The 22,725-nt window shown below is 62.3% G+C and carries 15 protein-coding genes; 8 read left to right on the forward strand and 7 right to left on the reverse strand.

What is annotated here, in order from left to right:
• Positions 1-83: 83 nt before the first annotated feature.
• The 7 genes from lspA (at position 84) to ilvA (ending at position 10,657) form a co-directional block, all read left to right on the forward strand.
• Entirely contained in the window at positions 84-743 is a 660-nt protein-coding gene (gene lspA / locus H2510_RS11170) for a signal peptidase II (RefSeq protein ID WP_397517349.1), read from the forward strand.
• Entirely contained in the window at positions 740-1,666 is a 927-nt protein-coding gene (locus H2510_RS11175; RefSeq protein ID WP_088945607.1) for an RluA family pseudouridine synthase, read from the forward strand. The genes lspA and H2510_RS11175 overlap by 4 nt, the downstream gene beginning before the upstream one ends.
• Complete coding sequence (locus H2510_RS11180) at positions 1,663-2,328, forward strand: hypothetical protein (RefSeq protein WP_186628374.1); 666 nt, start codon at positions 1,663-1,665, stop codon at positions 2,326-2,328. The genes H2510_RS11175 and H2510_RS11180 overlap by 4 nt, the downstream gene beginning before the upstream one ends.
• 247 nt (positions 2,329-2,575) lie before the next feature.
• Complete coding sequence (dnaE, locus tag H2510_RS11185; protein ID WP_186628375.1) at positions 2,576-6,112, forward strand: DNA polymerase III subunit alpha; 3,537 nt, start codon at positions 2,576-2,578, stop codon at positions 6,110-6,112.
• A 378-nt stretch (positions 6,113-6,490) separates the two neighbouring features.
• Positions 6,491-6,925 carry a nitroreductase family deazaflavin-dependent oxidoreductase gene (locus tag H2510_RS11190; protein ID WP_186628376.1) on the forward strand — a complete coding sequence of 145 codons (435 nt, stop codon included), beginning with the start codon at positions 6,491-6,493 and terminating at the stop codon, positions 6,923-6,925.
• Between the two features lie 197 nt (positions 6,926-7,122).
• Positions 7,123-9,183: an FAD-dependent oxidoreductase gene (locus tag H2510_RS11195; RefSeq protein ID WP_186628506.1), complete on the forward strand. Its 2,061-nt coding sequence runs from the start codon at positions 7,123-7,125 to the stop codon at positions 9,181-9,183.
• A 112-nt stretch (positions 9,184-9,295) separates the two neighbouring features.
• The gene (gene ilvA / locus H2510_RS11200) at positions 9,296-10,657 is read left to right on the forward strand and encodes a threonine ammonia-lyase IlvA (RefSeq protein WP_315901331.1); all 1,362 of its coding nucleotides are present in this window, start codon (positions 9,296-9,298) and stop codon (positions 10,655-10,657) included.
• Here ilvA and H2510_RS11205 read toward each other — a convergent pair.
• Entirely contained in the window at positions 10,645-11,181 is a 537-nt protein-coding gene (locus H2510_RS11205; RefSeq protein WP_186628378.1) for a TetR/AcrR family transcriptional regulator, read from the reverse strand. The genes ilvA and H2510_RS11205 overlap by 13 nt on opposite strands.
• A gap of 111 nt (positions 11,182-11,292) precedes the next feature.
• On the opposite strand from H2510_RS11205, the gene H2510_RS11210 reads away from it, so the two are divergent.
• Complete coding sequence (locus tag H2510_RS11210; protein WP_186628507.1) at positions 11,293-12,813, forward strand: MFS transporter; 1,521 nt, start codon at positions 11,293-11,295, stop codon at positions 12,811-12,813.
• Between the two features lie 23 nt (positions 12,814-12,836).
• Here the strand turns inward: H2510_RS11210 and treZ are convergent, their stop codons facing one another.
• From treZ to msrB, 6 genes are all read right to left on the reverse strand, one after another.
• A complete protein-coding gene (treZ, locus tag H2510_RS11215; protein WP_186628508.1) occupies positions 12,837-14,585 on the reverse strand; it encodes a malto-oligosyltrehalose trehalohydrolase in 1,749 nt (582 codons plus the stop codon).
• 15 nt (positions 14,586-14,600) lie between these two features.
• Positions 14,601-16,955 (reverse strand): malto-oligosyltrehalose synthase, encoded by a 2,355-nt coding sequence (gene treY, locus H2510_RS11220; RefSeq protein WP_186628379.1) that lies wholly within the window; start codon positions 16,953-16,955, stop codon positions 14,601-14,603.
• A gap of 3 nt (positions 16,956-16,958) precedes the next feature.
• Positions 16,959-19,235 carry a glycogen debranching protein GlgX gene (gene glgX, locus H2510_RS11225; protein ID WP_186628380.1) on the reverse strand — a complete coding sequence of 759 codons (2,277 nt, stop codon included), beginning with the start codon at positions 19,233-19,235 and terminating at the stop codon, positions 16,959-16,961.
• Between the two features lie 33 nt (positions 19,236-19,268).
• A complete protein-coding gene (locus H2510_RS11230) occupies positions 19,269-21,395 on the reverse strand; it encodes an acyltransferase family protein (protein ID WP_186628381.1) in 2,127 nt (708 codons plus the stop codon).
• Between the two features lie 194 nt (positions 21,396-21,589).
• Complete coding sequence (gene msrA, locus H2510_RS11235; protein ID WP_186628382.1) at positions 21,590-22,108, reverse strand: peptide-methionine (S)-S-oxide reductase MsrA; 519 nt, start codon at positions 22,106-22,108, stop codon at positions 21,590-21,592.
• Positions 22,105-22,584: a peptide-methionine (R)-S-oxide reductase MsrB gene (msrB, locus tag H2510_RS11240; protein WP_186628383.1), complete on the reverse strand. Its 480-nt coding sequence runs from the start codon at positions 22,582-22,584 to the stop codon at positions 22,105-22,107. Before msrB ends, msrA begins: the two co-directional genes overlap by 4 nt.
• Positions 22,585-22,725 lie beyond the last annotated feature (141 nt).

The raw sequence follows: 22,725 nt of genomic DNA on the forward strand, positions 1-22,725 counted from the left end.
GTCGAGATCACGGCACCCAGATTACGGACACGGCACCCGCGAGAGTGGTCGCCACCGGTCCGGATGTGTGGTGCGAGGTCCCGATGCGACATGATGGGGGTGTGAGTGAAGACCGCCCGACCGATCCGACCAGCCCCGACAGTACTACCGAGACGCCCGACGCCGCGCACGTAGGCGCCCATATTCCTGCGGAATCCACGAAGTCGGACGGCGTGCCCGACAAGCCGCTGCGTACCCGGATGCTCGTTGTGATCGCGGTGGTCGTGCTCGCGTTCGACCTTGCAACCAAGATCGCCGTCGTCCATTGGATTTCGCCGGGCAGACCGGTCGAGATTTTCGGCGATGTCGTCACCTTGCGCGTGGTGCGCAACCCCGGCGCCGCGTTCTCGATGGCAACCGGGATGACCTGGTTGCTCACCATCGTGGCGGTGTGCGTCGTGATCGGCGTGATTCGGATCGGACGAACGTTGCGTTCGCCCTGGTGGGCCCTCGGCCTCGGTCTCGTTCTCGGTGGCGCGCTCGGAAATCTCATCGATCGCTTCTTTCGTTCCCCAGGTCCGTTGCAAGGGCACGTGGTCGATTTCGTGTCGGTGGGGTGGTGGCCGGTGTTCAATGTCGCCGACTCCTCTATCGTGTGCGGCGCAATTCTTCTGGTCGCGTTGAGCCTGTTCGGGCTCGAACCGAACGGTAGACGTACCGAGTCGAAGAAGAACACCACAGCGACGACGGCAGTGGAAAAATGAGGGAATCACGTTCGATGCCGGTTCCCGACGGACTCGACGGCATGCGTGTCGACGCAGGCGTCTCTCGGCTGCTCGGCTTCTCCAGGACGGTGGTGGCCACGCTCGCCGAAGAGGGCTCGGTGGTTGTCGACGGTGCCAAGGTCGGTAAATCCGACCGCCTGTCGGCAGGCACGTGGCTCGAGGTCGAACTGCCCGAGCCCGCCCGTGAGTTGACGGTCGTGGCGCAGCCGGTCCCGGGAATGGCCATTCTCTACGCCGACGACGATATCGTCGCGGTGGACAAGCCGGTCGGAGTGGCTGCGCATGCGAGCGTCGGCTGGACCGGACCTACCGTGATCGGTGGACTGGCTGCTGCCGGGTATCGAATCTCGACGTCCGGGTCGCACGAGCGTCAGGGCATCGTGCATCGCCTCGACGTCGGTACCTCGGGTGTGATGATGGTTGCTACGTCCGAGCGCGCGTACACGGTCCTCAAGCGCGCGTTCAAGGAGCGCACCATCTCCAAGCGGTATCACGCTCTGGTGCAAGGACATCCGGACCCGAGCAGCGGGACGATCGATGCCCCGATCGGGCGTCACGGCAGCAACGATTGGAAGTTCGCTGTACGTGCCGACGGCAAAGCCAGTGTGACGCACTACGACACGATCGAGGCTTTTCAGGCTGCGAGCCTGTTGGACGTGCACCTCGAGACCGGTCGCACTCATCAGATCCGGGTGCATTTCTCGGCGCTCCGGCATCCTTGCTGTGGCGACCTGACGTACGGTGCGGACCCGAAACTCGCAGCACGGCTCGGGCTCGAGCGTCAGTGGCTGCACGCCAAGTCGTTGGGGTTCACGCACCCATCCGACGGACGGTGGGTCGAGATCGAAAGCGAGTATCCCGCTGATCTTCAGCACGCGCTGGAGGTATTGCGCAAGGCATGAGACGGTTCGGCGGGGTACTCGAGGCCGGCGTATTGCTGGCAGTCGTGGTGGGACTGCTCTGGTTGGTCGGGGCGATGAATCCGCTTCCACGACCCGGGGTGAACACCGATCGACTCGGGCCGGACAACGGCGAGGTGGTGTCGGATTACCTCGACATGGCGCGGGGGACCCTGCGCGGTGTCGATGACGGCAATCCGCGTTGGGCTCTCGTTTCTTTCGACTCGCCTCTCTCCCCGCAGCGGCTGGTTGCAGTTGCCGACGGCGAACGGATTGCGCGGGTACTTCTGCGAGTGCCGATGGACCGTGTGCAGAGTCAGGTGATCGACATCGGTGTCGCGGGGAGCGAGCAATCCGTGCTGGGGGCAGAGAGCCTCGCTGCGTCGCGTCTCGGCATGAGCGCCGGCCAGTGGGACCGTCAATCTCAGATCGACGCCGCATCGGCCGCGCGGCTCGGCTCCGGCTGCGATTGTGTCGTCGGCGCGGTACTCCGTGCCACTCCATCGGCGTTGCTTTCCATCGAGAACACCGAGGGAGTACGGGCGGTCGAAGCGCTGCCCGCCGACGCGATTTCCGGGCGCTTCGCGGTGCGAGTGCTGCTTCCCGAATTCGTTTCCGTCGTGGGCCCCCTTCCCGACGACGGGCCCGTGCCGCCGCCACGATGACGTGTCGCTGATCCTCTCGAGGTCGAGGCGGGTCGATCGACTTCCGTCTCTTTCGTCACACCTGTCACGAGAGCTGCAGGACACGGTCATCGTTCTCTCAGGACACACCGACAGCATGGAAAATCTGTCGGTTCGAACGCTTAGAGTGGGTGAGCTTCGGTATAGATCTTTCCCGCTGGCGCGATGGGCACTGCCCGAGAACTTCGACCGAGATTCACACACAGTTCGACCTTCAGGAGACATGTTCGTGGCTGACTCGTTCGTTCATCTGCATAACCACACCGAGTACTCGATGCTCGACGGGGCCGCGAAGATCGCGCCGATGTTCGCCGAGGCCGGACGCTTGGGGATGACCGCGGTTGGGATGACCGACCACGGCAACATGTACGGCGCGAGCGAGTTCTACAACGAGGCCAAGAAGGCGGGCATCAAGCCGATCATCGGCATCGAGGCGTATGTCGCGCCCGAGTCGAGATTCAACAAGAAGCGTGTGCTCTGGGGCGACCGTAGTCAGAAGTCCGACGACGTGTCCGGCAGTGGCGCGTACACCCACATGACGATGGTCGCCGAGAATGCCACCGGTCTGCGCAACCTGTTCAAGTTGTCCTCGCTGGCATCCATCGAGGGCCAATTGGGCAAGTGGGCACGGATGGACGAAGAGCTCATCGCCACACATGCAGAAGGCATCATCGCCACCACCGGGTGCCCGTCGGGTGAGGTACAGACGCGACTTCGGCTCGGTCAGGACCGCGAGGCGATGGAGGCTGCCGCCAAGTGGCAGGAAATCTGGGGCCCGGAGAACTTCTTCGTCGAGTTGATGGACCACGGGTTGTCGATCGAGCGCCGAGTCCGTGAAGGTCTGCTCGAGATCAGCAAGAAGCTCTCGATCCCGCCACTCGCCACGAACGACTGCCATTACGTCACGAAAGATGCAGCGGTCAATCACGAGGCGCTGCTGTGCATTCAGACGGGCAAGACTCTCAGCGATCCCACCCGCTTCAAGTTCGACGGCGACGGTTACTACCTCAAGTCTGCGGCAGAGATGCGCGAACTATGGGACGACCAGGTTCCTGGCGCCTGCGACAGCACGCTTGCCATTGCCGAGCGCGTCCAGCCTTACGACGACGTGTGGGCGCACCGTGACCGTATGCCGATCTTCCCTGTCCCCGAAGGACACACCCAGGGAACGTGGCTTCGGCACGAGGTCATGACCGGGCTGGACCGTCGTTTCCCTGACGGCCCGACCGAGGAATACCTCGCCCGGGCCGAATACGAGATCGGCGTCATCCTCGAAATGGGGTTCCCCGCGTACTTCCTCGTCGTCGGAGACCTCATCAACCACGCAAAGGCCGTCGGCATCCGAGTAGGGCCCGGCCGTGGCTCGGCTGCAGGCTCGCTCGTGGCGTACTCGATGGGTATCACCAATATCGATCCGCTTCCGCACGGACTGTTGTTCGAGCGGTTCCTGAACCCTGAGCGCGTGTCGATGCCCGATATCGATATCGACTTCGATGATCGCCGGCGCGGTGAGATGGTCCGCTATGCAACCGAGAAGTGGGGCAGCGACCGCGTCGCTCAGGTCATCACCTTCGGAACCATCAAGACGAAGGCCGCGATCAAGGATGCCGCGCGTGTTCAGTTCGGGCAGCCAGGGTTCGGTATCGCCGATCAGATCACCAAGGCGCTTCCACCTCCCATCATGGCCAAGGACATCTCGGTTGCCGGAATCACCGATCCGGCGCACGAGCGATACAAGGAAGCCACCGAAGTCCGTGCACTGATCGATTCCAATCCCGACGTCGCGACGATCTACAAAACGGCCAAGGGTCTCGAAGGGCTGATCCGTAACGCCGGCGTGCACGCCTGCGCGGTGATCATGTCCTCCGAGCCGCTCACCGACGCGATCCCGGTCTGGAAGCGTGCGCAGGACGGCGCGATCATCACCGGCTGGGACTACCCGTCGTGTGAGGCGATCGGCCTGCTCAAGATGGACTTCCTCGGCCTGCGAAACCTCACCGTCATCGGTGATGCAATCGAGAACATCAAGGCCAACAGGGGTATCGACATCGATCTCGATGCGTTACCGCTCGATGATCCGGCGACGTTCGAATTGCTTTCGCGCGGTGACACTCTCGGTGTGTTCCAGCTCGACGGCAGTGCAATGCGAGACCTGCTCCGACGCATGCAGCCCACCGGATTCGAGGACATCGTCGCAGTTCTCGCGTTGTACCGCCCGGGCCCGATGGGTATGAACTCGCACAACGATTACGCAGATCGTAAGAATGGTCGACAAGAGGTCAAGCCCATCCACGCCGAACTCGAAGAACCACTCAAAGTGATTCTCGGCGAGACCTACGGACTGGTCGTGTACCAGGAGCAGATCATGCAGTTGGCGCAGAAGGTGGCCGGGTACTCGCTCGGCCAGGCCGACCTGCTGCGTCGGGCGATGGGTAAGAAGAAACTTTCGGAGCTGGAGAAGGCGTATGCCGGTTTCCGGCAGGGCATGCTGGACAACAGTTTTTCCGAGGCAGCTATCAAGGCGCTGTGGGATACGGTTCTGCCGTTCGCCGGATACGCGTTCAACAAGTCGCACTCCGCCGGTTACGGTCTGGTGTCCTACTGGACGGCGTATCTGAAGGCGAACTACCCCGCCGAATACATGGCAGGGCTTCTTACCAGTGTCGGCGACGACAAGGACAAGGCAGCGCTGTATCTGGCCGACTGCCGCAAGCTCGGTATCACCGTATTGCCGCCGGACGTCAACGAATCCGAACTCAACTTCGCCTCCGTCGGCACGGACATTCGTTTCGGTCTCGGCGCAGTGCGTAACGTCGGCACCAACGTCGTGGCCTCCATTCTTCGTGCGAGGTCGGAGAAGTCGAAGTACACCGATTTCTCCGATTATCTCCAGAAGATCGATGCGGTTGCATGTAGCAAGAAGGTCACCGAGTCGCTCATCAAGGCGGGCGCCTTCGATTCACTGGACCACCCTCGAAAAGGGTTGATGCTCATTCACGCCGACGCTATCGATGCGGTGATGGGTACCAAGAAGGCCGAGGCGATCGGGCAGTTCGATCTCTTCGGCGGCGAGGACGCCGACGAGTCGATCTCGGCGGTGTTCAATGTGCGTGTTCCGGACGAGGAGTGGGATTCGAAGCATCGGCTGGCACTCGAACGAGAAATGCTCGGTCTGTATGTGTCCGGTCACCCGCTGTTGGGTGTTGAGCACATGTTGAATGCGCAGTCGGACACCAACATTCCGGCGATTCTCGAAGGCGATGTCAAGGACGGCACTCAGGTCACCATCGGCGGAATTCTCGCCTCGGTCAACCGGCGCGTCAACAAGAACGGCCTTACCTGGGCATCGGCGCAACTGGAAGACCTCGTCGGCGGCATCGAGGTGCTGTTCTTCCCACAGGCGTATTCGGTCTTCGGCGCAGATGTGACCGAAGATTCCGTGGTGCTGGTCAAGGGTCGAGTGTCGGTGCGTGACGATCGGATTTCACTGATCGCCAACGATCTCGCGGTACCGGACCTCTCGGCTGTCGGAGTTGCGAAGCCATTGGCCGTCAGTCTTCCGACCCGTCAGTGCACGGCGGACAAAGTCGGTGCACTGAAGAAGATATTGATGTCTCACCCGGGTACTTCGGATGTGCATCTGCGTCTGGTCAGCGGAGACAAGGTGACCGCAATGAAGCTCGACGACAGTCTGCGGGTTACCCCGACGTCGGCGTTGATGGGTGATTTGAAGGCACTGTTCGGTCCTGGCTGCTTGGCAGGCTGACCGCTTCTGCGAGCCTCAGGGACCACCAGGCGAGGACCGTGACGCATGCGCTGCCGAGCACGGCTACCTGCAGGGAAGTAGTCAGTGTTAGTGCGCCGAGGAACACCAGAACGCCTACAGCTAGAGCTTCGAGCTTGTACACCGGCCACGGTGTGCCGGCGATATCCACAGTGCGCAAGCGCGTGCGCGTACCGGCTGTCGTCTCGGCGTGTGACATCTCGTTGCTCCAATCGGAGGTAGCGCATTCTTGTTCAGGTTATACGTACCCAAGGTTTCGGGCTACCGAACTTCGGTGTCGGGTATTCCCTGTCATCGCGCAACCGGGAAGAAAGTCGGCACTGGTGGCATGGGGGCCCGAGTAGGTGTTGACTGGACGCCATGCCGTTGACAGGGGAATACGAACCGAGCACCTCCGACTGGGCCCGTAAGCAGGCCGAACTTGTCGAGGAATCGGGGGGCACGCAAGGCACATCCATGAATGGAATGCCGGTAGTTCTGCTGACCACCAAGGGGAACAAGACGGGCAAGCTCCGTAAAACACCGTTGATGAGGGTCGAGCACGACGGTGAGTACGCCGTCGTTGCGTCACTGGGCGGAGCTCCGAAGCATCCGGTTTGGTACTACAACGTGGTGGCGAATCCGAATGTCGAATTGCAGGACGGTACGGACAAGGCCGACTACTTAGCGCGGGAAGTCACCGGCGAGGATAAAGCGGTGTGGTGGGAACGCGCTGTTGCCGCGTACCCCGACTACGCGGATTACCAGAAGAAGACAGATCGCGAAATACCGGTCTTCGTTTTGAGTAAGGCCTGACAGGTACTGAGTAAGGCCTGAGAGGCGTCTGGGGTGAACTCGCTCCCAACGCGACTGCCGGTGTCTCGAGGGTCACACCCTAGCAGGTCTCGGTCATCGGGAACGCGTCGTTCTCACGGTGCGAGACGACGTATCGTCTATTTGTGAACCGCAACCAAACCTTCCCGCACCTTCTCGCCTCCGGGACCATCGGTCCTATGACCGTTCCGAACCGCGTCGTTCTTCCGGCAATGGACATGAACCTCTGCGAAGACGGTGAAATCGAAAAGGGCGACATCGACCACTTCGTCGCTCGCTCTGCCGGTGGCACAGGGCTGATCATCACCGGGTGCTGCGCTGTCGCCTACCCGGTGGGATGTGCCAGTACCAAGGAACCCGGCCTGTCCGAAGATCGGTTCATCCCAGGCCTCAAGGCCCTCGCCGACGCCGTGCACGACACCGGAAGCAAGCTGTGTGTCCAGATGACGCACCACGGCCGGATCGCGCGGATCGACACGATCAACGACCGCCCGATGTTGGTCCCGTCGACGCCTGAGGCGCCCCGCGACATGTCCGCTCTGGCGGACAACACCCCCGCAGAGCTACAGAGGATGGCGGCGGTCTCCGGTGGCAAGGCGCCCACTTACCACGAGGCCACCCAGGACGACATCGACTGGCTGGTGCGCTGCTTCGCAGAGGCCGCGGGTCGTGTGAAGGCGGCGGGCGGCGACGCCGTCGAGATTCATTGCGCGCACGGCTATGTCCTCGGCGGATTCCTGAGCCGGGCAGACAACAAGCGCACCGATGGATACGGCGGTTCGCTCGAGAATCGGGCACGGTTGGCGGTCGAGGTCATCCGCGCGGTAAGGGCGGAGGTCGGCGATTCGTTGGCGATCCTGATTCGCGTCGCAGGACGGGAGTTCGGTGAAGACGACGGTTTGACCACCGAGGAAGCTGTAGCTGCGTCGAAGCTGTTCGAGGCTGCCGGCGCCGACGCCATCCATGTCACCGGTTGGGGCCGCAACGCCTTCTCGAACTTTACCGACGGCCCGCTGCCCGACAAGGTCGGTGCCTATGTCGAACTGGCAGGCGAGGTCAAGAATGCTGTATCCATCCCGGTGATCACGGTCGGCCGGGTGCTGCCTGAGGTCGGCGAGAAGGCAATCGCCGAAGGTAAGGCAGATTTTGCGGCGATGGGTCGCCAGTTGCTCGCTGATCCGGATTTGGTGAACAAGCTCGCGGCCGGAACGCCCGAACGTGTCCGCCCGTGCATCAATTGCTATGTGTGCGTTCAGGAAAACTTCTGGGATGACACGCCGCTGTGTGCGGTCAACCCGGCTCTCGGTGACGAAACACTGCTTCCGTTGGTGCGCACCGCCACCCCGAAGCATGTGGTCGTGGTCGGGGCAGGTCCCGGTGGACTCGAAGTCGCCCGTGTCGCAACTGAGCGTGGACATCGAGTTACGGTCGTGGACAAGGCCGATCGGCTCGGCGGCACGCTGTGGTTCTCCAGCCTCACGACCCCGGACAACGGGCGTCTACTGAAGTGGCTCGAATCGGAGACCTCGCGGCTGGGCGTCGATATCCGGTTGAACACCGAGGCGACGGTCTCTTCCATCAAGGCGCTCGACGCCGACGTGGTCGTCGTTGCCACCGGTGCTGTGCGTGAGCGGCCCTCCGTTCCCGGTGGCGATCTCCCACACGTGCATACCGGTGATACGTTGCGTGCCTTGATGACCGGTGCCGGTGACACTTCCCAGGTGCCGCCGTTCCTGCGGACGATGGCCAAGCTGGGTAAGTTGTCCGGCATCACCAAGCGACCTGCTCTCATCCGCGCCGTGACACGCAAGTTCCTGCCGATGGGCAAGAACGTCGTAGTGGTCGGTGGCTCGCTCGTGGGGCTCGAGCTCGCGGAGTTCTTGGCCGAGCGTGGACGGAATGTGACGTTGCTCGAAGAAGGCCAGCAGCTCGGTGTGCCGATGGCGATGCCGCGTCGCTGGACTGCGGTTCGCCATGCGAAGGAGCACGGTGTGGTGATCCATCGCAACGCGACGGTTCAGCGAATCACCAAGGACCACGTCGAGTTCCGAGTCGGCGACGAGACGTTGACCGCGCCGGCCGCCATGGTCGTCGTCGCTTCGGGTGTCTCGGCGCAGGCACCGCTCGCCGAAGCGCTGGCGGGTGTGGTTGCCGATGTGCAGGTTGTGGGTGACGCGGTCTCGGTCGATTACATCGAGGGTGCGATTCATACTGCCTGGAAGGTCGCCACGGCTCTGTAAGCCACAGGCTGCGGCCGACCCCGAGGCGATCGGGGTCGGCCGCAGCAGGTCTTCGGTAGCGCAATGTATGCCCGGTTCGAATCGGGAACTGTGCTGGTGGCAGCATGGACGAGTGTCCAACTCGTCTGATGTAGTCGTATCTGCCAGTCACACGTTCGCAGTCACTGCGGACGATATCGACACGGCTGCGCGACGAATTTCGGGCGTGGTGTCCGCGACGCCGTTGCAATACTGCGAGCGACTCTCTGCTGTTACCGGTGCGCAGGTGTATCTCAAGCGCGAGGACCTGCAGATCGTTCGCTCGTACAAGATTCGTGGTGCCTACAATCTGATGGCGCAGCTGAGCCCCGAGGAATTGGCGGTCGGGGTAGTGACTGCCAGCGCCGGGAACCACGCGCAGGGTGTGGCGTTCGCGTGCCGTTCGATGCAGGTGCACGGCCGGATCTATGTTCCTGCCAACACTCCCAAACAGAAGCGTGACCGTATCCGCGTCCATGGTGGCGAGTTCGTCGAACTGATCGTCACGGGGGACACGTTCGATGCTGCCAGTGCTTCTGCCGCGGCCGATGTCGCGCGAACAGGCGCAACGATGGTTCCACCGTTCGACGATGCGCGGACAGTAGCAGGGCAGGGAACAATCGCAGCCGAGATCATCGAGCAGCTCGGTGCTGCTCCGGACACCGTGGTCATGCCGGTGGGTGGTGGTGGCTGTATCGCAGGCATCTCGACGTACCTGCGCGAGCGCTCACCGGCGTCCGCCTTGGTCGGGGTGGAGCCCTCCGGAGCCGCATCGATGACGGCCGCTCTTGTCGCAGGCGGGCCGGTGACGCTGGCGGAGATCGATCCCTTCGTCGACGGCGCCGCAGTCCGTCGGATCGGTGACGTGCCCTACGCGGCGCTGCAGAACCTGGGTGCCGAGGTTGTCTCGCATGCTTCGTTGCCGCTCATGGCTATGCCTGCTTTTCGGCCGGGAACCCTCGAAGCCGGTCCGTTTCTCGTCACGCAGATCGACGAGGGGGCCATCTGCACGGCCATGCTCGATCTGTACCAGAACGAGGGTGTAATTGCCGAGCCGGCCGGCGCATTGAGTGTCGCTGCGCTGCATCAGATTTCGGTCGCGCCCGGCAGTACCGTGGTGTGCTTGATCTCGGGTGGCAACAACGATGTGTCGCGATACGGCGAAATACTCGAACGTTCCCTCGTGCACCTCGGACTCAAGCACTACTTCCTCGTCGACTTTCCGCAGGAGCCAGGCGCACTTCGTCGTTTTCTCGACGACGTTCTCGGCCCGGACGACGACATCACCCTGTTCGAGTACGTGAAGCGAAACAATCGTGAGACCGGCGCGGCGTTGGTCGGTATTCAACTCGGGGTCGCGTCCGGACTCAGTTCGCTTCTCGAACGTATGCGTTCGTCTCATCTGCAGGTCGAGCAGCTGGAGCCCGGAACACCCGCATATCGCTATTTGACGTGATCGGATCCGAGTAGCCGTTCTACGACCTGTTGGTGCAGTGTCGGATCCACCGGCGGCAGATTCAATAGCGCGCCCAGGTAGATGCCGTCGCCGACGAGTCTCACGATCTCGGCGTGCACCGGGTCGTCGATCTCGGCCTGGAGGCTCTCGTCCCAGAGTCGCATCATGTCGATGACGGCTTGTTGTATCTCTCCAGGCTTACCGTCGACGCTGCGCAGTACAGCGAGTGTCGAACGGTAGAGAGCCGTCTCTTTGTCGGAGATCGTTCCCGGTGGCTGCAGATACCAGTGGGCGACGGTGGATCCTCCGCGTTCGGCTTCGGCCCTTTGTGTGTCCGAACGCTCGCCGAGTCTGCGGACCATGGCGGCGATCATCGCGTCTTTGGTATTGAAGTGATAGAGCAATCCGCCCTTCGAGACCCCGGCCGATGCGGCGACACTCTCGAGTGTCACTTTCGTGGACCCTTCGTCGAGTAGCAGCATCTCGAGGGCGTCGAGTATTCGATCACGTGTGTCAGACGACATATCCAGCACTGTACCGACTGGACGGTGAACTGCTAACCTGGACTACTGTACCGTCTGGACGGTCTAGTCGAACAATGTCGAACCGAGGAGAATCTCGTGAACGAGTCGAGCATGCTCAGCATGCAGTCCGCCGCCGGCCGGCGGGCGACCACCAAAGATTGGCTGGGGCTGGTGGTGCTCGCATTCGCGGTGCTTCTGATATCGGTCGACGGCACAGTGCTCGACCTTGCGCTGCCGTTCATCAGCTCCGACCTCGCGCCGACCAGCAATCAATTGCTTTGGATCATCGACGTCTACTCGTTCGTGTTGGCCGGACTGCTCATTACGATGGGCACCCTCGGTGACCGGATCGGACGTCGTCGGCTGTTGCTCATCGGCGCTGCCGGATTCGGTATCGCATCGATCATCGCTGCTTTTTCCGTCAGCCCCGAGATGCTCATCGCCGCCCGAGTTCTTCAAGGCGTATCCGGTGCGACATTGATGCCCGCGACTCTCGGCCTCATCCGGACGATCTTCACCGATTCGCGTCAACGGATCATGGCGATCGCGGTGTGGGGCGCAATGGCGGGCGGTGGTGCTGCCGCTGGTCCGCTCGTGGGTGGGTGGCTTCTCGAGCACTTCTGGTGGGGATCGGTGTTCCTCGTCAACATTCCGGTCATGCTGTTGCTGATCGCTTTGGGCCCGCTGGTGATCCCGGAGTCGAAGGATCCGAACCCTGGCAAATTCGACCTCGTGAGCTCGGCGTTGTCCTTGGCTGCTCTCGTTCCTCTGGTTTTCGCAATCAAGGAGACCGCGACCCATGGTTTCGATACGGTCAACGCCGCTGCTGCAGCCATCGGTATCGCTGCAGGTGTCGCGTTCGTGAGGCGTCAACGCACCCTGGAATCTCCGATGATCGACCTTCGTCTCTTCGCGAAGCCGGCATTCTCGACAGCGGTGTTCACCAACTTCCTGTCGGTGTTCGCACTTGCCGGAGTTCTGTTCTTCGGTGCTCAATATCTACAACTCGTCTTGGGCAACAGCCCGCTCGAGGCCGGTCTTCTCTTACTCCCGGGTACCGTCTCGAGCATCGTGGCCTCGTTGGCAGCGGCCTACCTGGTTCGTATCTGGTCGCCGGGGACGGTGCTCGGAACCGGATTGGCCGTCGCTGCAGTAGGCGCAATTCTGCTGGTAGGACTTCGTGCCGATGGCGGCCCTGCATTGTTCATCGCCGGATTCGTACTGGTCGGTGCCGGCGCAGGTACAGCACTGACTCTCACCTCGGACCTGGTCGTGAGCGCGGTCGAGCCCGAGCGCGCAGGTGCCGCGTCCGCAGTATCGGAAACAGCGTACGAACTCGGAATCGCACTCGGCGTCGCGATTCTCGGCACCGTCGTCATGTCGTACTTCCGTGGAGGCCTCGACGTGTCCGGGCTCGATCCGGTTCAGGCGTTGTCCGCCCAGGAGACGCTCGGTGGATCGGTTGCCCTCGCCCGCACGCTTCCTGCCCAGGCCGCTGAACTTCTATCCGAATCCGCTGACGCGGCATTCATCAGTGGCATGCACGCTGCATCGGTGGCTACCGCTGTTGTCATGGCTGCCACTTCGATTGCGGTATTCGTGCGGCTGCGAGGCACCACAACGCATGCGTGACGGGTCGGCTCAGCTGTAGCTCACTACTTTCTAGCTGCAGGCACGTCGGCTGCGAGGATAGTGAACGAATAACCGGGAATGGTTGTGGCCGAACCTGTTTCATCCGAGGTCGGCGGACTCCAAGACAGGAGAGGGGTGCCGCCGACCGGGACCGTCACCTCGTGCGGTGCGAGGTTGCAGGCCAACCGAAGCGATCCGCGGTGCAGTACGATCCAGCGCTCGTCCTCGTCGTAGTCGACGGAAAAGTTCTCGAGCCAGGGATCGGTCAGCTCTGGGTGTTCACGCCGTAACGACAGCAGATCGCGGTAGATCCGGAGTAGCTGCGCGTGTTCGCCGGTGCCGAGTTCGGACCAGTCCAGTGTCGATCGCTGGAATGTCTGCGGGTCCTGAGGGTCGGGAATGTCTGCGCTGTCCCAACCATGCTCGGCGAACTCCGCTTTGCGGCCCTCGGCAGTGGCCTTACCCAGCTCGGGCTCGGGGTGTGAAGTGAAGAATTGGAACGGCGTCGACGCGCCCCACTCTTCGCCCATGAACAACATCGGTGTGTAGGGGGAGGCCAACACCAGTGCAGCCTTGACTGCCAACTGGCCGGGTTCGAGATAGAAGCCCGGTCGATCACCGATCGCACGGTTGCCGATCTGATCGTGGGTCGTGGTGTAGGTCACGAACGAACTCGCTGGAATTCGGCGGGTGTCGATGGGACGGCCATGCGTCCGGCCTCGGAAGCTCGAGTACGTTCCCGCATGAAAGAACCCATGGCGGAGGGTAGTCGCCAACGTCTGCAGCGAACCGAAATCTCCGTAGTAGCCCTGTCTTTCACCGGAAACCGCAGCATGGATGGCATGGTGAATGTCATCGTCCCACTGAGCATCCAGGCCGTAACCGCCGCCGGACCGCGCAGTGATGAGGCTCGGGTCGTTGAGGTCGCTCTCGGCGATCAAAGTCAGTGGGCGTCCGAGATGAGCCGACAGTCGACGCGTGTCCATTACCAATTCTTCGAGCAGGTGGACGGCAGTGTGGTCGACGATGGCATGGACAGCATCGAGGCGGAGACCGTCGATGTGGAATTCGGAGAACCATCGAAGCGCGTTCTCGATTGCGTAGCGCCGCACCGGCCCCGAATCGGCCTCGGCGTAGTTGATCGCCTGGCCCCACGAATTGGACCCCTGAGCGAGATACGGTCCGAATCGGTCGAGGTAGTTGCCGGATGGGCCGAAATGGTTGTAGACCACGTCGAGTACCACTCCGAGTCCCCGTCGGTGGCAGGCATCGACGAAGCGCTGCAAACCTTCAGGCCCACCGTACGGCTCGTGAACGGTGTACCAGAGCACACCGTCGTAACCCCAGTTGTGGGTGCCGTTGAATCCGTTGACAGGCATCACCTCGACGAAGGTGACACCGAGGTCGACGAGGTGGTCGAGTTTGGCGATTGCCGCGTCGAATGTGCCTTCGGGAGTGAAGGTTCCGATGTGCAACTCGTACAGTGCGCCACCGGGTAGTTGACGGCCGGTCCATGTCGAATCGGTCCACTTCGACTCGTCCACACTGTGCAACTGCGAAGGAGCGTGCACCCCGTCCGGTTGACGCGGCGAACGGGGATCCGGAATCACGGTGTCGTCTTCGTCGAGAAGGAACCCGTATCGGCTGTCCGGCTGAGCTTCCTTTTCGGTGAACCACCAACCGTCGGATCGGCGCTCCATGTCGTGGACGTCGCCGTCCAGATGCAGTCGAACCTTCTCGGGGGTCGGTGCCCACACTTGGAAACGGTGGATCATGGGTGCAGCTCCTCAGTTTTCGCGTACCAGCAATGCCACGGGCAGCGAAGCGAAGAGCACCTCCGCTGAAATCTCGCCCGTGAACACGGAATCGGTCAGACGATCGCGCCACTGTCCGTCGGGGAGTACCACCGCTGTCGATCCCCAACCCTGTGATGCGAGTGTCAGCGAATGGCGGGTGGCAAGCGCGATCACATCGGGTTCGGCGAGTACCGATCCGCGGGCGAATCCGAGAACGTGCGTTGCAGCGGATCCGACGGCGTAGACGGGCGCGTAAGTTCCGCCGACGAAACTGTCGGGCCGCTCACGGCGGAGTCGGAGGGCGGTGCGGACGATATGAAATTTCGCCGAACCGCTGCCGTCGACGACGGGTATTGCGGTGTCCGCGAGATGTTCACGACGCACCGAGTAGTCGACGGGACGCCGATTGTCCGGGTCGACGAGCGAATCGTCCCACAGTTCGGTGCCTTGGTAGACGTCGGGCACGCCGGGCCCGACCAGGTGCAGAAGCTTCTGTCCGAGTGCGTCGTTGCGGCCGTGGGGATCGAGCCTCGAGACCAGCATGCTGACCGATTCAGCGATCGACCCCGCAGTGATGGAGTCGAGCCAATCGTGGACGGAGGATTCGAATATCGTCTCGACGTCGTTCCATCCGGTGCGGAGACCGGCTTCGCGGACGGCCTTTTCGGCATAGGCGTGAAGCCGTGCTCGAAATTCTTCGGTGATCGTGCCGTCAGCAGGCCACACACCGAAGACGTTCTGCCACAAGAACAGCCCGGTTGCCCCGTCCGGGCTCGGCGCGAGCAGTTCCCAGTCCGTCAGGCATCGCGCCCAGAGTTCGGGCGTCTGCGAAAGCACGCCGATGCGGGCGCGAACATCTTCTCCACGCTTGGTGTCGTGTGTGGACAGTGTCGTCATCGCGGCCGGCCACCGCACTGCTCGATCCGCGGACGCGAGATGGAATTGCGCTGGGCTGATACCGAATTCGGCGGGATCACCGCCGACCTCCTGCAGCGAGATGAGCCGCGTCGCGCGATAGAACAGGCAATCCTCGACGCCTTTGGCTGTCACGGCCCCGCAAACCTGCTCGAACCGCACGGCTGACTCGGCACCACGAATCAGCGCAGTTGTCACCGCATCGAGGCCTGCTTCGAGGGCCGGGTCGTTCGCGCTGACCTCGCCGACCACTCGTGCGACGGTGCCGGCGAGAGGGCCGTAATCAGATCTGTAGTACGGCATCCGAGCCACCAGTGCGACCACCGCAGCGCTGATGTCTTCGTGAGAGATGGCCGTTGAAGACTCGCGCGCGATCGCACGGCTCAGACGAGAAACCTCGGGTGCGAGATCGCCTTGTGCAACAGAGATTTTCAATGCCCGCTCGGTCTCGTGCAGCCATCTCGCATCGTTGACCACACCCGTGTAGACCCGCGACAGCTCGCCGAGCGCCTCCGCGCCGTCCGGGTCGACGAACACCCCGCCGAGATCGGCAAGAGCGTCGTATCCGGTGGTTCCGTCGACCGGCAGCGTTTCGTCCAGGGGTTCGCCGCGCGCGAGGATCTTTTCCACTACCAGCCAACGGTCCGGCCCGATCAGCTCGCGTAGTTCGGTCAGGTAGCCGGCTGGATCGGCGAGGCCGTCCGGGTGATCGACTCGCAACCCGTCGACGAGCCCGTCCGACATCCAGCTGCTCACCTGCTGGTGGGAGGCGGTGAATACGTCGTAGTCTTCTTGGCGAAGTCCGGCAAGACCGTTGACCGAGAAGAATCGTCGGTAGCCGACCAGGCCCGACTTCCAGCTGACCAAACGGTAGGCCTGACGGGCGTGTACCTGCTCCGCGTCACCGTTCTCGGTTCCCTCGGCGATGGGAAACCTGTGTTCGTAGTACGCGAGAAGAGGCTTCTCACCGGAGACATCGATCACCAGTTCTCGTGTGTCCTCTTCGGATCCGAGTACCGGGAGGGCGATCTTTCCATCGGTGCCGTTGTCGCTGCGCCAGTCGATGTCGAACCAATCGGCGTAGTCGGAATTTCTGCCGCGAGCGAGAACATCCCACCACCAGGCGTTCTGCTGTGGGTCCTCGACACCGACGTGATTGGGCACGATGTCGACGATCACACCCATTCCTCGTGAGTGAAGCTCGGCCACAAACGTCTCGAATGCTGCCCGACCACCGAGAGCGGACGAGATCGTCTGTGGATCCACGACGTCGTACCCGTGCGTCGACCCTTCGGTAGCTGTCAGGATTGGAGACAGGTACGCGTGGGTGACGCCGAGATCGTCGAGGTAGTCGACGAGGTCTCGGGCGTCGTCGAGAGTGAATCCATCCCCGCGCAGTTGAAGTCGATACGTGCTGGACGGGATCGGCATAGGTCAGTCCGTCTTTCGTAGAACGAGGAGCGACCGGGCGGCCACCTTGACCGGTGTACCCGCTTCGATGACATTCTCACTCAACCCGGTCGGCGTGGCAGTGTCGAGTGCGACAGTCCATTCCTTCGCGTAGTTCCCATCGGGTGTGACGAACTCGATGGCCTCGTGATGGGCGTTGAAACACATCAGGAACGAGTCGTCGACCACTCGTTCACCTCGCTGATTCGGTTCGGGGATGCCCTCGCCGTTCAGGAACACCGTCAGGCTCTTGCCGAACCCGCTGTCCCAGTCCTCCGGCGTCATCTCCTCGCCCGAAGGCGTCAGCCAAGCGATGTCGCGAGCCTGTTCACCGCTACGAATCGGTCGACCCTCGAAGAATCGACGACGGCGAAACACCGGATGGTCGTTACGCAGCGCGATGGCGTTGCGGGTGAACTCGATGAGGTCGGCATTGGTCTCGGCGAGCGACCAGTCCATCCATGCCAACTCCGAGTCCTGGCAGTAGACATTGTTGTTGCCCTGCTGCGTTCGGCCGAGCTCGTCGCCGTGCGCAATCATCGGCGTGCCCTGGCTGAGCAACAGCGTGGCCATGATGTTGCGGACCTGGCGACTGCGAAGTTCGAGAACCTCGGGGTCGTCGGTCGGGCCCTCGACGCCGCAGTTCCAAGAACGGTTGTGACTCTCACCGTCGTTGTTGCCTTCGCCGTTGGCCTCGTTGTGTTTGTCGTTGTAGGAAACGAGGTCGTTGAGCGTGAAGCCGTCGTGCGCGATGACGAAGTTGATGCTCGCCCCGGGGCGGCGTCCTGTCGCCTCGTACAGGTCCGAGGATCCGGTCAGTCGCGATGCGAACTCACCGAGGGTGGCGGGTTCGCCTCGCCAGTAGTCGCGCACGGTGTCGCGGTACTTGCCGTTCCACTCGGTCCACAAGCCCGGGAAGTTTCCGACCTGATATCCGCCTTCGCCGATATCCCACGGCTCGGCGATCAATTTGACCTGACTGACGACCGGATCCTGTTGCACCAGATCGAAGAACGCGCTCAGACGGTCCACGTCGTGGAGTTCACGAGCCAGTGTCGATGCGAGGTCGAATCGGAAACCGTCGACGTGCATCTCGGTGACCCAATAGCGCAGCGAATCCATGATGAGCTGCAGGGTGTGTGGATGCCGGGCGTTGAGGCTGTTACCGGTGCCGGTGTAGTCCATGTAGTGCTGTTCGTCACCGTCGACCAAACGGTAGTAGGCGGCGTTGTCGATGCCGCGAAAACTGATGGTCGGGCCCATGTGATTGCCCTCGGCGGTGTGGTTGTAGACCACGTCGAGAATGACTTCGATGCCGGCAGCATGGAACGCCCGAACCATCGCCTTGAACTCCGTCACTGCGCCACCGGCGGTGGGATTGGACGAGTAGTCGGCGTGCGGTGCAAGGAATCCGAAGGTGTTGTAGCCCCAGTAGTTTCGTAGACCTTGATCGAGCAGGGTCTGATCCTGCATGAATTGGTGGACCGGCATCAATTCGATCGCGGTGATCCCGAGGTTCAGCAGATGGTCGATGATCGCCGGGTGCGCCAGCCCCGCGTACGTGCCGCGAAGCGACTCCGGGATGTCGGGATGTGCCACCGTCATACCTTTGACGTGGGCTTCGTAGATGACCGTCTCGTGGTACGGCCGCTTGGGCGCTCTGTCGGACTGCCAGTCGAAGAACGGGTTGATCACCACGCTCGTCATGGTGTGACCGAGGGAGTCGTATTGCGGGAAGTCCTCGCGCGGCGAATCGTCGTGCGCGATCGGCTCTTCTTCGATTACTTCGCTGTCCGGATCGTCGAGATCGGTCTCGTCTTCGAAGGCTGTGCCGGCGCTCGGTGCCACCGGTTCCGCGGGAATTTCCGCTGTAGGTTCGGGGACGTCGAGGCTGTAGGAGAACAAGGAGCGGTCACCGTCGAAGTCGCCTTCGAACGCTTTCCCATACGGGTCGAGGAGCAGTTTGCTCGGATCGCACCGGTGTCCGTTGCTCGGATCCCACGGTCCGTGAACGCGGAATCCGTACTTCTGCCCGGGTACCACCGAGGGCAGATACCCGTGCCAGACGTAGCCGTCGGACTCCTCGAAACGGACTCGAGTTTCGGTGCCGTCGTCGGCGATCAGGCATAGATCGACAGCGTCGGCGACCTCGGAGAAGAGTGCGAAGTTGGTACCCGCACCGTCGTAGGTTGCTCCCAGTGGATAGGCGGAGCCCGGCCAGACTGCGATCTCGAATGTTTCGGTGGGAGCGTCCTCAGGCATGGATCAACCTTACTGTGGCCCGGTGCAACCGGCTCACCACCAACCGGTGGCCGACGCAATCTGCCGACTCAACTCGGTGGTCAGAGTGCGAACGTACGTTGCGGTGAGGTGGTGCTCGTCGCGATAGACAAGGACGTTCCCCTGGATCACCCGGCATACCGGACCGTCGCACAATGCGTTGGAAAGGTCGAGTAGATGTACGGCTGGGTAACGGAACGACGCGGCCAGCGCCGGGTCGAGGGGGGACAAAGCGTTCTGGCGGGGCACTCCGCACGAGGTAGCAGTGCCACCTTCGGCCAAACAGTCGGCCGCTCGGTACGCAACGCCGTCGCGATCGAGCCATGGATTGTCGCGGATGCCGAGAACCGGTACTCCGTGATCGGCCAACTGGGCCCACACCTGCACGTACGAATCCGGGGTGAAGTCGCCGGGGCCGTCGGGGCGTGGGCGCGTCGAGTTGGAGAAGACGTAGTCGGGTTTGCTTCGCTCGATCTCGCCGAGAACGGAGTCGGTCCAGTCGAGACAACCGGGGTATTCGCTGTCGCCGAGCATCGGCATGCTTCCGACGGTGAGTGGACAGCCCATCTTCAGATAGGTGACTACGCGGAAACCCTTCTCGCGTCCCAGTTGATCGAGGGCGGTGATCCAATGTTCGGCGTGCGAACCTCCGGCCAGGGCTATCGTCCGTTCGGCCTCCTTGTTCCCGTACTCGCAGCTGATGACATCACGGGTATCGAAGTCCGCGATGCATCCCTCGACTGTCGTGATGGGGAGGTCTGCGGGAGCGGAGAACAATGCGGGTACTACTTCGGCGTCCTCGGCGAGTGCGCCGTCGGTGAGGACGAGTGCGCCCGGATGCGTCGATGCATCGACGATGGCGCCGGCTTGCAGATCAGCGACGGAGCGGTCGATGTAATAGTTCCATCCGACCGAACCACAGACCACGACCGCTGCCGTCGCTGTTGCCACGACGGTGATCAACACCTTGGGAATCGACGGTCTCGGCGCTTGCAAGGGCTTTTCGACCAACCGAACTGTTGCCATTGCGAGAAGTACCGACAAGCCGACGACGACCAAACCCAGAGTCGGGCCGGCGGATGGCTCGCCGGTCAAGAACAGTGCGAAGATCAGGATCGGCCAGTGCCACAGGTACAGGGGGAAGGCAATCGAGCCCAGCCACACCCCGAACCGTGTGCTCATCAGGCGCGCGACGGGGGTCGCCGGGCCGGCGAGAATCAGCGCGACGGTCGCCGAGACTGGCAGCAGCGCCCACGGGCCGGGGAACTCCCGGACGCCGTCGAGAACGAACCCGCACAAGACGATGGCCGTCAGTCCGGCGACGGCGAGCAGCGTGCGTGCGGACCTACCGACCCACGACTGCCCGTCCCGCCATCGGTGTGCCGGGCGGTCGCGGGCTTGTCGGGCCGCGAACAATGCTGCGATTGCGGCTCCGACCAAGATTTCCCACAAGCGTGCTCCGGTGTCGTAGTAGTTCCACGACTGCATTTCGCTGGTGCCATCGGCGGCGTAGACGAAGGACAGGAGCGCGGCACCTGCGAACAACACGAGGTAGAGACCGGCAGGCGGGCTCATCGGCTGCCCACCCCTGGAACGTCGGACGATCCAAGCGAGTCCGAAGACGACGGCGATCGCGAGCAGATAGAACTGGAACTGCACGGCTACGGACCAAAGATGTTGAACCGGGCTGACATTCTGGTCGGCTGCCAGGTAGTCCTGTGCCGTCCACGCAAGTTCCCAGTTCGTGTAGAAGAACACTGCAGACACCAGCTGATCGCCAACGTCGGCCCATCGAGTGCGGGGCAGAAGAGTCAGGGTGGCAACTGCGACTGCAGCCAGAACCACCATCAGCGGGGGGCCGAGCCTGCGCAGAATTCGCCGCACCCGCGTGATGGGATCGATACTTCCGCCGGATTGCGCAGTGCGAATGAGCGAGGCGGTGAAGAAGAAGCCGCTCAACGTCAGGAAGACGTCGACGCCGCCGGAGACCCGTCCCATCCAGATGTGGAAGACGACGACGAGGGCGATAGCGATCCCACGGAGCCCGTTGAGATCGACTCGTACGTCGGAGGTCGAGGTCGGGCGCGGTGGAGCCGTCGCCTCGTTCTCGTCGCCGACGAGAAATTGGGGCTGGACATGCATGGGAAGTTGAATGCTCCGACTTTTCGGCGGTACTCGGTCGTTGATCGTTGATGAGGCCTGTTCGCGCCCACGATACTGGTCCACCCCACCAGACGAGCAATCAGCGGATCGTCACCGGGATTTCGAGTAGCGACCCTTCACGCGCAGTGGCCCCGAGCTCGAGCTCGGGGCCACTGCGGGTGAAGGGGTGCTCGTCAGCTGGTGGCGGCTTCGCGGTGTGGAAGCTTCCAGCCGGGACGAACGAAGTGACACGTGTAGCCACTCGGGTAGTTCTGCAGGTAGTCCTGGTGCTCGGGCTCTGCCTCCCAGAACGGACCGGCCGGCTCCACCTCGGTGACGACCTTGCCCGGCCACAAACCCGACGCGTCTACATCGGCGATCGTGTCGAGGGCGACGCGTTTCTGCTCCTCGCTCGTGTAATAAATAGCCGAGCGGTAGCTGACACCGACGTCGTTGCCCTGACGGTTCTTCGTGGAAGGGTCGTGGATCTGAAAGAAGAACTCCAGGATGTCGCGGTAGGAGATCTGCTCCGGATCGAAGACGATTTCCACGGATTCGGCGTGGGTTCCGTGATTGCGGTAGGTCGCGTTGGCGACGTCACCTCCGGAGTATCCGACGCGAGTCGAGACAACGCCCGGCCGATGCCTGATCAGTTCTTGTGCTCCCCAGAAGCAGCCTCCGGCGAGGATGGCGGTCTCGGTAGATGTGGTCACTTCTGCGCTCCTTCGTCTGAACTATCTTCGATGCTGTCGAACTGTGCGCGATAGTCACCGTAACCCTCGGCCTCGAGGCGATCGAGGGGGATGAACCGTAGCGCTGCCGAGTTCATGCAGTACCGCAAGCCGCCGTCGACCTTCGGACCATCTTTGAAAAGGTGTCCCAGGTGAGAATCGCCGGTCGCGGACCGTATTTCGGTGCGCACCATCAGGTGGCTGAAATCCCGCTTCGCAACCACATTCTGCGGCTCGACGGGCTTGGTGAAGCTGGGCCACCCGGAGTGAGATTCGAATTTGTCCGCCGATGAGAACAACGGTTCGCCCGTTACGACATCCACGTACAGACCGGCCTCGTGGTTATCCCAGTATTCGTTGTCGAAAGCTCGCTCGGTGCCGTTCTTCTGCGTGACTCGGAACTGCTCGGGAGTCAACCGATCGAGTGACTGCTCGTCCTTGCTGTACGAATGCGACATCTTCTCGTCCTTCCTGCGGTTCTCTTCGCTGAAGAACCCAGTTGAATCAACAACTGTGTCTTCGCATAATTCCCGTCCCCGTCGGCTCATCAGGTAAGGGCTTGCCGCTTCAGTAGGCTGGGAGAAAGAAGTGCCGAGGCA

Source organism: Rhodococcus sp. BP22, assembly GCF_014281965.1.
Taxonomy (GTDB): domain Bacteria; phylum Actinomycetota; class Actinomycetes; order Mycobacteriales; family Mycobacteriaceae; genus Rhodococcoides.

Coding starts and splice junctions, on each gene's coding strand:
- lspA (WP_397517349.1), top strand. CDS start 84: ATGCGACATGATGGGGGTGTGAGTGAAGACCGCCCGACCGATCCGACC.
- H2510_RS11175 (WP_088945607.1), top strand. CDS start 740: ATGAGGGAATCACGTTCGATGCCGGTTCCCGACGGACTCGACGGCATG.
- H2510_RS11180 (WP_186628374.1), top strand. CDS start 1,663: ATGAGACGGTTCGGCGGGGTACTCGAGGCCGGCGTATTGCTGGCAGTC.
- H2510_RS11190 (WP_186628376.1), top strand. CDS start 6,491: ATGCCGTTGACAGGGGAATACGAACCGAGCACCTCCGACTGGGCCCGT.
- H2510_RS11195 (WP_186628506.1), top strand. CDS start 7,123: ATGACCGTTCCGAACCGCGTCGTTCTTCCGGCAATGGACATGAACCTC.
- H2510_RS11205 (WP_186628378.1), bottom strand. CDS start 11,181: ATGTCGTCTGACACACGTGATCGAATACTCGACGCCCTCGAGATGCTG.
- H2510_RS11210 (WP_186628507.1), top strand. CDS start 11,293: ATGCTCAGCATGCAGTCCGCCGCCGGCCGGCGGGCGACCACCAAAGAT.
- treY (WP_186628379.1), bottom strand. CDS start 16,955: ATGCCGATCCCGTCCAGCACGTATCGACTTCAACTGCGCGGGGATGGA.
- glgX (WP_186628380.1), bottom strand. CDS start 19,235: ATGCCTGAGGACGCTCCCACCGAAACATTCGAGATCGCAGTCTGGCCG.
- H2510_RS11230 (WP_186628381.1), bottom strand. CDS start 21,395: ATGCATGTCCAGCCCCAATTTCTCGTCGGCGACGAGAACGAGGCGACG.
- msrB (WP_186628383.1), bottom strand. CDS start 22,584: ATGTCGCATTCGTACAGCAAGGACGAGCAGTCACTCGATCGGTTGACT.